Below are 12501 nucleotides of genomic sequence, written 5' to 3' on the forward strand. Positions count from 1 at the left end.
ATTATGAATATTATTGAAGATTTACAAAAGCGTGGTGTTTTTAAACAAATTTCTAATTACGATAAATTTCTTAATCTACCTGAAAATAGTGGAGTTTATGTAGGATTTGACCCCACTGCAGAAAGTTTGCATTTAGGAAATTACATTCAAATAATTAATCTGTTAAGATTTAAAAAATATGGATATAAAATCATTGCTATTTTAGGTGGAGCAACCGGAATGATTGGAGATCCATCGTTTAGAGACTCTGAAAGAGTTTTACTTAATGAGCAACAAATTAATCATAATAAAGCAAAAATTAAACGTCAGCTTGAAAAATTTGGTTTTACCGTGGTTGATAATTATGAATTTTACAAAGATATGAGTATTATTGACTTTTTGAGAGATGTTGGTAAATTAGTTAATATTGCTTACATTATGTCAAAAGATTCCATCGCTTCACGGATTGAAAGAGGATTGAGTTTTACCGAGTTTTCATATCAATTAATTCAAGGTTGGGATTTTGTTCAGGTTTATAAAAACCATAATGTTAAAATACAATTTGGTGGGTCGGATCAATGAGGAAACATAACCACTGGACTTGATATGATTTCTACATTATTCGGTTCAAATCATCAAGCAATCGCTCTCACATCACAACTTTTAACTGACCAAAATGGACAAAAATTTGGAAAATCAACTGGTGGTGGAAATAATTGATTAGACCGAGAAAAAACTAAACCATATGATTTATATCAATTTTTAGTTAATCAACCAGATTCAGAAGTGCAAAAATTATTAAACTGATTAACTTTTATTGAGAGTGATCAAATTGAGCAAATTATGCAAAAACATTTTGAACAACCCTCTTTAAAGTTAGCTCAAAAACGTTTAGCGTACGAGGTTATTAAAGATATTCATAGTGAGCAAGATGCTAAAAATAGTGTTAACATTAGTGAAATCTTATTTAATAAAAATTTGAATTTAAACAATTTTACATTGAGTGATATTAAAAGCATTGAAAATGATTTAAAAACTCTTATCATCCCTTCTAATACTAATTTAGTTGAGTATTTAATTGCAAATCAAATTCTTAAATCAAAACGCGAAGCACGTGAATTTATTCAAGTTAAATCGTTAAGAGTTAACTTAGAACCAATTAGTGAGGATTATCATCTCAATTCTAAGTTTTTTGATAATCAATACGCTTTTTTAAATATTGGTAAAAAACAATTCTATTTAATCAAAATTTCTCAATAAAACTTGCATGAGTAAGTTTTATTTTTTTCTTATATTACCAAAAAGGTATATAATAAACATATTACTAAATAGTAATATAAGGAGAAAAATGAATAAAAAAATTAAGTGACTGTCACTTGGTTCAATCTCATTAGCACCGATTTTTGTTGCTATAAGTTGTAATTCACAGTCGCAAACACAACCAAAACCAGGTACTACAGTATCAGAAAACGTTTACAAATCAAGTAAATTAAATCAATTAAGTTCTCAATTTTCAAATTCTAAAATTAACGGATTACCAGAAAATGATAAAAAAGTAATTAATTCTTTAATCGAATTATTAAAAGATAATGATCAATTAATTGATACATATACCAAAATCACTAAAAATGAACCAGATTCATTAACTGGAAAACTTGGAGAAGTCTTTAATTTAGTTGATGGAAAGAATAATGAAAATTCTATTATTAAAATTACCCAAAAAATTGCTTCAAAAATTAAACCAAACCTCAAGGAAGGTAAAGAAGCACTAAGTCAAATTAACAAAACTTTTGAACATGTTGTATTTAATAAACTTGAAGATTTAACTGCTGATTTAAGAGAAGTTTTTGGAGAATATCCTAAAGACAAAATGGAGGAAAGTTTAATAAAATTAGCGCAATATGTGATTCAAAAATCTGACAATAAATCAGAAATTCAATATGCTAGTGAAGGTAATCTTCCTTCAAATCAGTATTTAAGTAATGTTTTAAATGAACTTAATCAAGAAATTGCTAATGTTTACTTTGACGAACATTATTTTGACGAAACCCAAAAAAATAGAACCCCTGATTCAATCTTAGAAAAAGATTTTTCATCTGACACAAAAGAAGATAAACACGACCATGAACAGGGAGAAAATCATGATGAAAATGATAATGTTAAAAAATCAAATCAACCAAAGTTCGAAGCAAAACATTTATTAACTCAACTTAATGAATACAAAAAAACCGGTTCTTTTTCAGATAAACTTAAAAACTTTACTGAAAAAATAGAAACTCAAATTCATGAAGATATTAATCTTCCACCTAACCCAGAAACCATTGATTCTGAAGAAGATGTCATGAAAAAACACTCGCACGATCACGATCATGAACACGAACATGAAACTGATGAAGAAAGTCACTCACACTCACATGCTTTAGCTAATTTAATGTTTGATTTTTATCAATCAGCTCAAATTTTAGTTGAAAAAGTTTCAATAACCGAATTAATTGAACAACTTAAAAACTACAATAAAAGTTTAGATCAAAACCATAAAATTGATACTGAAATTCAAGAATTATCTGTTGGTTTAGAAAATCTTAAAAAAGAATTTTCAACTTCGTTAGCACAAAGTGAAAACGAATTTATTAAATCAACTATGGTACAAACTGAAAAATTAGAAAAATTAATTCAAAAAAGTGCTCAATTAGCAAATATTAAACTTAATAATACAAAAACAAAACTAGCAAACGAAGAATAAAACCAATATGGTATGGAATTAATACCACTATGGTTTTTCTTTTTTTATGATAAAATTTAAGTGCTAATTTTAAATACATAATTCTAGTTAAATAGCTAGAAAAGGTTATTTTAGCACTAAAAATCATTTTTTAAATAATTAAGATATAAAATTTTATTTTAAAAAATATATTTGATCCCAATTTTTTGGGTTTTTTTGTTTTAATAGTATTTTTTTGCTTTGAAAAGATAATATATTTTTTGATTTATTTAACCAATTTATTCTTAATTTGTTAATTTTTAGTTTAAAACAGATTTATTTTTATACATTCAGAATTGTACAAATAATTTGATTTAAGTTATTTGTACAATTATTTAAGAGAAAGGTTATTTTTTATATATGTCCAAAACTAAGATTATTGCTCTAACTGGTGGAGTTTTTTCGTCCTTGGGGAAGGGACTTGTTTTAGCTTCGATTGGTAGGATTTTACATACTCAAAAATTTAAAGTCGCTACCTTAAAGCTTGACCCTTATTTAAATATTGATCCTGGAACTATGTCTCCAGTTCAACACGGTGAAATTTTTGTTACTCATGATGGAATGGAAGCAGATTTAGATTTAGGTCATTATGAACGTTTTTTAGATTATCCAATTTCAAAAACATCTTCACTATCAGCTGGGCAAATTTATCACCAAGTATTAACTAAAGAACGCGAAGGTACTTATTTAGGAAAAACAATTCAAATCGTACCACACTTTACAAATGAAATTCATGAACGAATTAACAAAATTATTGATAGTGATCCTGATTTAGATTTCTTACTTATTGAATTAGGTGGAACTGTTGGTGATATTGAATCTTCACCATTTATTGAAGCTTTGCGTTCATATAAGTTTTACGATTCATCTCGTCAAATTTGTTTTATCCACGTTTCTCCGTTGATTAGGTTAAATATTGGAAATGAAATTAAAACCAAACCAACTCAACATTCAGTTATGAAACTAAGAGAACACGGAATCATCCCAAACATTTTAATTTTACGTACCAGTTATCCATTTGATCAACAATTACATGAAAAAATTGCTTTATATTGCAACATTGATAATGACAAAATTTTCTATTCACAAGATGTTGACAATATTTATCTATTACCTCAATTGTTGTACGAGCAAAAAATTCACACTAAAATATTTGAATTTTTTAAATTAGATGATCCAAGAACTAAGAACGATTTATCATCATGACTAACCTTTACTGATAGCATTGTTAAACCTAAAAAAAATACCTATAATGTGGCTCTTGTTGGAAAATACGTTCAATTAGCAGATTCATATTTATCGATTATCGAATCATTTAACCTTGCCAGCTATCATTTAGGAATTGATCTTAAATTAACTTTAATTGATGCTACTAAGATTGAATCATATAAGCAAGCACAAGAAATGCTTGGTTCTTATGATGGGATTTGTGTTCCATATGGTTTTGGAAGTCGAGGAATTGAAGGAAAAATGTTTGCCATTCAATATGCAAGGGAGCATAAAGTCCCATTTTTAGGAATTTGTTTAGGAATGCAATTAGCTGTAATTGAATATGCTCGAAATGTATTAAATCTTGCTCAAGCTAATTCAACTGAATTTGACGTTCAAACGCCACACCCACTCTTTACTATTCAACCAACTTTTCATAACACCAATCGTTTTGGTGGTACCTTATCTTTAGGAAGTTCTCAAGTTACCATTAAACCAAATACCTTAGCAAGCAAGGTTTATCAAGCTCTAAATATCGTTGAACGTTACCGTCATAGATATGACTTTAATCCACAATATTTAAAACAATTCAACGATGGAAATTTTGTTTTTTCAGGAATTAATAGTGCTGGAGCAGAATCTTTAATTGAATTAAAAAACCATCCATTTTTCATTGCGTGTCAATTCCACCCAGAGTTTTTATCTAAACCACTTAAACCACATCCTTTATTTGTTGGTTTATTAAGTTCATTAATGAAAAAATAATCAATACATCCCGTATTTTTGGGATGTTTCGTTTCCGTGTATAAAAATATAATTGAAAATTAAGGAAGAATTATTCTGAAACTTTATCTATATCATGTTCTGAATTTTTCTTTAATATGGTAAAATTTAAATGCTAATTTCAAACGGACAGGTTCTAGTTGAAAGACTAGACTATGGTGGTTTTAGCGCTAAAACAATCGTAATTTGACAACACGTTTATTTTGAAAAAAACATATTACGAAATTATTTATACAATCATAAAATTTTATTAACAAATAAATAAAATAGAAAGGATATTATTATGGCAAAACTAGAGTTTGATCGTAGTAAAGAACACGTTAATGTTGGTACTATTGGACACGTTGACCACGGGAAAACTACATTAACAGCTGCGATTGCAACTGTTTTATCTAAGAAAGGGCTTTCAGAAGCACGTGATTATGCTTCTATTGATAATGCACCTGAAGAAAGAGCGCGTGGAATTACCATTAACACTGCTCACATTGAATATGAAACTGAAAAACGTCACTATGCACACGTAGACTGTCCTGGACACGCCGATTATGTTAAAAACATGATTACAGGAGCCGCTCAAATGGACGGAGCTATCTTAGTTGTTGCTGCAACAGATGGTCCTATGCCTCAAACACGTGAACACATTCTTTTATCAAAACAAGTTGGTGTTCCTCGTATTGTTGTTTTCTTAAACAAATGCGATATGCTTGAAGGTGATGAAGAAATGATTGAGCTTGTTGAACTTGAAATTCGTGGACTTCTTTCAGATTACGGATTTGACGGAGACAATGCACCTATTATTCGTGGATCAGCACTTAAAGCACTTGAAGGTGATGCAAAATACGAAGAAAAAATTATGGAACTTATGGATGCTGTAGATACTTACATTGAAACACCAGTTAAAGAATTTGAAAAACCATTCTTAATGGCTGTTGAAGACGTATTTACTATTACCGGACGTGGAACTGTTGCTACTGGACGTGTAGAACGTGGAAAATTAACACTTAACGAAGAAGTTGAAATTGTTGGTCTTAAAGCTACCAAAAAAACAGTTGTTACTGGGATTGAAATGTTCCGTAAAAACCTTAAAGAAGCTATGGCTGGAGACAATGCAGGTCTTTTACTTCGTGGAGTAAACCGTGATGATGTTGAACGTGGACAAGTTCTTGCTAAACCAGGATCAATCGTTCCTCACACTGAATTTGAAGCTGCAATCTACGTGCTTAAAAAAGAAGAAGGTGGACGTCACACTCCATTCTTTAAAAACTATAAACCACAATTCTACTTCCGTACAACTGATGTTACTGGAGGAGTAGAATTTGAACCTGGACGTGAAATGGTTATGCCTGGAGAAAATGTTAACCTTAAAGTTAAACTTATTGCTCCTATTGCCGTTGAAGAGGGAACTAAATTCTCTATTCGTGAAGGTGGACGTACTGTTGGTGCGGGATCAGTTACCAAAATTCTTAAATAATAATGTAACCAAAAAGGAACAGTTCTCACTGTTCCTTTTTGTATGATTGTTGATTAGTTAAAACAACCCACCAAAACCACCAGATTTTAATTTTGAACGCATTTCAACCATCCGTTTAGACATAGCATCAAAATCTGAGAGTAATTTATTAAACTCTTGAGCACTTCTTCCACTTCCTTTGAGAATTCTTTCCTTACGTGAAGCGTTTCGAAGCAACTTAGGATTATTACGCTCTTGAGCAGTCATTGAGCTCATTAACACTTTGTATACTTCTAGTTTCTTTTCAGCTCCTTCGAGTTCTTCCTCTTTTATTCTATTAGCAAATTGTCCTGGAAGCATTTTAAGTATTTTTGAAAACTTACCTAATTTTTTAATTTCATTAATTTGATCAAGTAAATCGTTTAAATTAAAACTCCCTTTAAACATTCGCTCCATCATATTACTTGCCTTATCAACATCAATTGAGCTTTCCACTTTTTCAATCAAACTTAACACATCACCCATTCCTAAAATTCGATCAGCCATACGGTCTGGGTAGAATAAATCTAAATTGGATACTTTTTCTCCAGTTCCGATAAATCTAATCGGAAGATTAAGCACTTGTCTGAGTGATAATGCTGCCCCTCCACGTGCATCTGAATCAAGTTTAGTAATAATTGAACCTGTTAACTTTAAATGTTCATTAAATGTGGTTGCAACATTAATAATATCCTGTCCTGAAAGAGCATCAGCTACAAAGAAAATTTCGCTTGGTGAAGCGATTTTTTTAACTTGCACTAATTCTTGCATTAATTTTTCATCAATTGACAATCGACCAGCAGTATCAATAATAATAAGATCGTTTTGGTTCTCTCTAGCATGCTCAAGTGCATTAGTTACAATTTGTTCTACTGGGGTGTTAGTTCCTTGTTCAAAATAATCTACATCAATACTTTTAGCTAAAGTTACTAATTGATCAACAGCAGCCGGACGATAAATATCAGCAGCTACTACTAGTGGTTTTTGAACATATTTTTTCTTTCTTAAAAAGAAAGCTAATTTAGCACTTGCAGTGGTTTTTCCTGAACCTTGCAACCCACACATCATAATAATGTAGGGTTTTTTATTAATTTGAATTTCTTGAACTTTATCACCTAATATATGCAATAATTCTGAGTGAAAGATTTTTACCATTGTTTGGTACGAGTTTAATTTACCTATGACCTCACCTTGATTTAGAGCTTTTTCTTTAACATTATTAATAAACTCTTTTACTACTTTTAAGTTAACATCAGCTTCAAGCAGTGACATTTTCACTTCGCGAATTACTTCTAAAACATCTTGCTCGTTTAGTTGCACTTTTTTCGAAAGCTTAGCTAAACTTTTTTGTAATCTTTTTTCTAAAAAATTAGTCATGTTCTAATTATACTTAATAAAGGATTAAACTGATATTTTCTGACTCTTAATTTATTAATTTTGTAAAATTTTGCTAAAATATATTTACTATTTAATTAATTTATTAATCAATCCAAAAAGGAATAATATGCGTAAAGTTGTTAGAAGAAAAAACAAAGAACGTGCTGAAAAACGCGCCCATAAACTTGCACTTGAATTGGCACGTGAAAAAAGAAGAGCACTAAGAGCACAAGAAGCAAACTAATAAAACAATAATTAATGATGTCAAAAAGCAAACAAACAATTAAGTTTGTTTGCTTTTTAGTTCTTGAATAATTTGATTTATTTCTTCAATATTTGCGTCTAAAATTCTGGTTTTATAAGTATCTTTTTCTGGTTGCGAACCAGTATTATTTAACTGAATTGCTTCTTTTTTCAGGTTAATAAGCAATTTAACTTGTTTAAATAATTTTTGAAATTTTTCTTCAGCTATTTGAGTGGAATCATTTATCCCAATAGCTGATAATTCGTTTTGATATTTATTAGTTAACGATGAAGAAAAGAAATTTGAATCATTGATTAATTCTTGAATATTAGCTGAATTATATTTAGGAAATTGTTCTGTTTGTGGTTGGTCATTGTTATTTTTGTTATATTTTTGTCTTAAAACAACAGTATAAGTAATAATTCCAACTCCAACAAGTGTGGTTGCAAAAACTAAAGCAACAATCGGAAATATTCTTTTTCATTTCATAGCTTAAATTATAAATTATTTAACTTATAAACACAATTTTTAAGTCTCAACAAACTTAAAATATTAATCAGACTTGAGCTCATCTAAAAAATAATCAAAAATTTCTTTAATTAAATCGTGTGGAATTGCACTTGCTGGACCAGCTTCAGAAAGTTGTTCATTAACCATTTTATTTCTTTGATTGTAAACTTTTTCACTTCGCATCACAAAATCCATTCCACCCATTCCAGAATTTACATTTCGAGCTTTAATCATTTTTCGTAACGAAGCAAGTCCGATCATGCGACTATCTAATGAACGAGGTACTTTAATATCAGGATCATCCTTTAAAACATAATATTTTACTCCATCAATCTCTCTGATTTCATAAGGAGGCTCAATTCTACCTTTTTTCAGACTCATTTTGACATTTGAAATAAAATTAGTTGGTTTTGATGTGAAAAATCCGTATTTTCCTAATGAAGCTTCATTAATAAAACAAGTTTTAGGATTGTAAAAATCCTTGCGATTGTATTTAATGTACTTTCACATTAGTGAGTGTTTAGGGTTTTCAATGTATCACACTTTGGGTTTATAATATTTAATTAATTCAATGGTATTATTAATACAACGCTCACCTAATCTTTTAATAAAAAGCTGTACCTCAGCTTTGAGATTTTTGGTGAATCCACCCTTTAATTCTTCGAATTCTTCAATGCTTCGTTCAGTTAATTCTGTTCGAGTTCCGTCTTTATATTTTCAAAAACAAGTTCCACCATGTTTCATATTTAACACACAGCTAAACGATTGACACAAAGGACTTGCAACGATAATATCCGGCTTAGGATACTGTTTGAATATCTGGACAATATTATCTTGCGATAAATCAAATTGATAGTGATTTGGACGAGTGGGTTCAGTTACGTCAAAAGTATGTACATCGAAAAGCTCTAAAAGATTATTTTCTTTTAGAGCATTGTATACACTATTTTGACCCCCACCAAAGAGGTCTCAAACCACTAATTTCTTCATATTATCTCATTTCGTTATGGTAAAAGTTAATTAAATCATCAATACTTTTTAATTTAGTATTGGTTTTTAAATAATTATTAAACTGTTCCTTTTGTTGTTCGTTAAGCGAGTTAAAGATATTAATAATTGTTTCTCTACTTAAAGCTTTATCAGAATCATGAATGCTATTATGACATATTTGACAAAGAGGGAACAGGTTAATTTTGTTGTGAATAATCTCTCAATCTAAATATTCTTTAAAATTCATTTTAAAATATTTGCGAGGAACTAAATGATGGATATCTAATGGTAAATTCAAATTAGTTCCTTTTAAAGCTTCTTTTGTAGCAATTCAATTTATTTTCATTCGACACAAATCTTTATTAAAATTGTGTATTAAACAAGAATTGTTAAAATATTTTATTAAATCCTCTTTATCTTCTCTTTGAATAGGTGGATCAAACCTTTGAATGTTAGTGTATGTATTATAACTTTTAGGGTCTATTTTTTCAATAAAATTTAACATTTCGATTAAAAAATTTACATCAAGATGATTATCTAAAACAGAAATAAAGTAGAATTTTTCTCTAGCCTGGTTAGTTTTTGATTTTTGGGTTTTCTTTGCTTGCAATCCAGGGTTTTTCCAAAAGCTCATTAATTCGCTAAAATCAAAATTTATAAAACTATTACTAGAATTTGTTGAATGCGGATAATCCTTGAACGAATTTGAAGAAAAAATTAAATATTTATATATATTTTGAATTTTTAAACCAGAAATTAATAAACATCTCTTCCCACTTTTTGCCAAATTTAAAAACGAATCACTTCTAATTCTGGTTTTATTTGGTGTTTTGCTATTACTCATTGATTGAATGTTAACATATAATATTTCTTGTGCTTGTAGTTTAAAATTATCAATTAAAATCTTGAAAAGATTTGAATTCTCAAATTCTTTTTTTTGTTATTTTATGAACTTTTAAAAAGTTAAGTACATCTTCGTATGTTCTAGTCATATTCACTTAATTATAAACAAAATGTATTTAGATTATTTACTATGTTTTTTAAACAAAGATGATAAAATAAAAAAGCAATAAACATTTTAATTGCAGAAAGTAGAATTCACTTCTCACCTGATGGCCAATAGCCTTGGGTTTTGCTACAATTAAATGTATCAACAAATGGTCAAAAGTTTTTTGATACCTTTTTTAGTAGAGAAGTGGGGAACCACTTTATTTTATTTTTAAGGAGTAATTATTCAAAGTCAAAGAAAACAAAAAAGACCTACTGCCGAGCACTACGTTGACCGTGCTATTCCATTTAAACAAGTATTTTTAATTGGTTCAAATGGTGAACAATTAGGTGTTTACTATACAGTAGATGCTATTGAAAAAGCAAAAGACGAGCGTAAAAACTTAGTTTTAATTGCAACTGAGCCAAAACCAATTGCAAGGATTTTAGATTACGGCAAATTCAAATACGACCGTAAAAAGAAACAAAAAGAAGTTAAAGAAAAGCAAACTAATGTTCAAAATCGCGAAGTTCGTCTCACTCCTTTTATCGGTGATAATGATTTAATGGTTAAGAGTAAAAAAGCTCGCGAATTCCTGCTTAAAGGCGATCGGATTAAAGTTTCACTGAAATTAAGAGGACGCGAAATCGGAAGAAAAGATTTAGGGTTAGCAACCTTAGATAAGTTTTTCAAAACACTTGAAGATATTGCTGAAATCACTAAAGAAGCTAAACTAGTTAACGATCGTTTCTTAGACATGAATCTCCAACCAAATAAACAAAAAATCGCTAAATATCTTAAAGAATTAAATTCTAATAAGCAAAACGAAGCTAAAGAAGGAGAAAATAATGCCAAAGATGAAAACTAAAAGTGCTCTTAAAAAGCGTATTAAAGTCACTGGGACTGGTAAAGTTTTAAGAGAACAAGCTTACCGTTCACATTTAGCACAAAATAAATCAACAAAACAAAAACGTCATGCAAGAAAATCGGTTCTAATGTCAAAAAGCGACCTTAAAAGATTTAAACAAATGTTCTAATTTTGATTGTTTTATTTATTTTTAATCACATATGAATTTAAAAAATCATACATAGAAAGGAAATAATTATGGCAAGAGTTAAAGGTGGAACAGTTACAAGAGCAAGACGTAAAAAATGATTAAAGTTAGCTAAAGGGTACTTTGGACACAAATCAATTGGTTATAAAGTTGCCAAACAAGCCGTTGTTAAATCATGGACATACGCTTTTAGAGACCGTAAACAAGTTAAAAGAAACTTTAGAAAATTATGAATTGCACGGATTAATGCAGCAACCAGAATGCACGGAATGAGCTATTCACAATTTATTAATGGATTGAAAAAAGCAAATGTTAACATCAACCGTAAAATGCTTTCTGAATTAGCAATTGATCAACCAGATACATTCAAAACACTAGTTGATTTAGCTAGAAACTAAGCAAATAATGAGACAAAAGCACAATTTGTGCTTTTTTGTTACCTTTATGTAAAATTTATTATTATTTAATAGATGTGAAAGACAATTCTCTTTATTAAAAGTTTATTATTAACCTTACTAAGTGTTTCATGTGCTAGTGCACATATTTATATTACACCTGAAACAAAAGTTTCAGTCCCTTTTAATGAACAAACTAAACTAAACAAAGGTCAAGTACTCCAAATTTACGATGGAGATACAATCTTAGTGAAAACTGATAATGATACCGTTTCATTACGTTTTTACGGGATTGATACACCAGAGACTTTTAAAGATTATGCTGAGCAGAAATTAGCTCAATATGAAGATTTTTATGCCCAAAAAGCAACTAAGTATTTACAAAGTTTAATTTCAATTAATTCAAATATTTATTTCAGCAAGGAAGGGATTGGTAAATATAAACGTACAATTGCAATTTTATATACTAACCCTAATCCTAAGAATATAAAAGAATCACTAAATTATAAACTGGTCGAACAGGGTCTAGCTCGTGTTGCTTATATTTGCTCAAGCAAATGTTCACAATATAATGTTAAAAACGATTTTCAAAGAGAATTTTTATCGCAAATTTTACAAGCTCAAAGCAATGCAAAAGAGCATAAAAAGGGATTTTGAACCCACTTGGTTAAAGAAGTGTTTTATAAGAAATGAACTCAAAAATAATTGTTTTGAAGCTTAA

The 12501-nt window shown here is 29.4% G+C and carries 12 protein-coding genes; 8 read left to right on the forward strand and 4 right to left on the reverse strand.

Annotated elements, in window-relative coordinates; genetic code table 4:
* Nucleotides 1–3 precede the first annotated feature (3 nt).
* From tyrS to tuf, 4 genes are all read left to right on the forward strand, one after another.
* Nucleotides 4–1239 carry a tyrosine--tRNA ligase gene (gene tyrS / locus AC1RP9_RS01130; protein WP_481822560.1) on the forward strand — a complete coding sequence of 412 codons (1236 nt, stop codon included), beginning with the start codon at nt 4–6 and terminating at the stop codon, nt 1237–1239.
* An 88-nt stretch (nt 1240–1327) separates the two neighbouring features.
* A complete protein-coding gene (locus AC1RP9_RS01135; RefSeq protein WP_481822561.1) occupies nt 1328–2722 on the forward strand; it encodes a hypothetical protein in 1395 nt (464 codons plus the stop codon).
* A 378-nt stretch (nt 2723–3100) separates the two neighbouring features.
* The gene (locus AC1RP9_RS01140; RefSeq protein ID WP_481822562.1) at nt 3101–4714 is read left to right on the forward strand and encodes a CTP synthase; all 1614 of its coding nucleotides are present in this window, start codon (nt 3101–3103) and stop codon (nt 4712–4714) included.
* Nucleotides 4715–5015: 301 nt separating this feature from the next.
* Entirely contained in the window at nt 5016–6203 is a 1188-nt protein-coding gene (tuf, locus tag AC1RP9_RS01145; protein WP_481822563.1) for an elongation factor Tu, read from the forward strand.
* A gap of 57 nt (nt 6204–6260) precedes the next feature.
* Here the strand turns inward: tuf and ffh are convergent, their stop codons facing one another.
* The 4 genes from ffh to AC1RP9_RS01165 all read right to left on the reverse strand — a co-directional run bounded on the left by ffh (nt 6261) and on the right by AC1RP9_RS01165 (nt 10186).
* Entirely contained in the window at nt 6261–7598 is a 1338-nt protein-coding gene (gene ffh / locus AC1RP9_RS01150) for a signal recognition particle protein (RefSeq protein ID WP_481822564.1), read from the reverse strand.
* A 283-nt stretch (nt 7599–7881) separates the two neighbouring features.
* Nucleotides 7882–8331: a hypothetical protein gene (locus tag AC1RP9_RS01155; RefSeq protein ID WP_481822565.1), complete on the reverse strand. Its 450-nt coding sequence runs from the start codon at nt 8329–8331 to the stop codon at nt 7882–7884.
* Between the two features lie 63 nt (nt 8332–8394).
* Nucleotides 8395–9342 (reverse strand): hypothetical protein, encoded by a 948-nt coding sequence (locus AC1RP9_RS01160; protein WP_481822566.1) that lies wholly within the window; start codon nt 9340–9342, stop codon nt 8395–8397.
* A 1-nt stretch (nt 9343) separates the two neighbouring features.
* Complete coding sequence (locus tag AC1RP9_RS01165) at nt 9344–10186, reverse strand: hypothetical protein (RefSeq protein WP_481822567.1); 843 nt, start codon at nt 10184–10186, stop codon at nt 9344–9346.
* Between the two features lie 388 nt (nt 10187–10574).
* Here AC1RP9_RS01165 and infC point away from each other — a divergent pair, with 388 nt between their 5' ends.
* The 4 genes from infC (at nt 10575) to AC1RP9_RS01185 (ending at nt 12485) form a co-directional block, all read left to right on the forward strand.
* Entirely contained in the window at nt 10575–11198 is a 624-nt protein-coding gene (infC, locus tag AC1RP9_RS01170) for a translation initiation factor IF-3 (RefSeq protein WP_481822738.1), read from the forward strand.
* Nucleotides 11179–11367, forward strand: a complete 189-nt coding sequence (rpmI, locus tag AC1RP9_RS01175) for a 50S ribosomal protein L35 (protein ID WP_036434280.1) — start codon at nt 11179–11181, stop codon at nt 11365–11367. The genes infC and rpmI overlap by 20 nt, the downstream gene beginning before the upstream one ends.
* A 68-nt stretch (nt 11368–11435) precedes the next feature.
* Nucleotides 11436–11783 carry a 50S ribosomal protein L20 gene (gene rplT / locus AC1RP9_RS01180; RefSeq protein ID WP_481822568.1) on the forward strand — a complete coding sequence of 116 codons (348 nt, stop codon included), beginning with the start codon at nt 11436–11438 and terminating at the stop codon, nt 11781–11783.
* A 72-nt stretch (nt 11784–11855) separates the two neighbouring features.
* On the forward strand, nt 11856–12485 hold the full coding sequence (locus AC1RP9_RS01185) for a thermonuclease family protein (protein ID WP_481822569.1): 630 nt from the start codon (nt 11856–11858) through the stop codon (nt 12483–12485).
* Nucleotides 12486–12501 lie beyond the last annotated feature (16 nt).

It is taken from the genome of Mycoplasma sp. 3686h, from assembly GCF_056781225.1.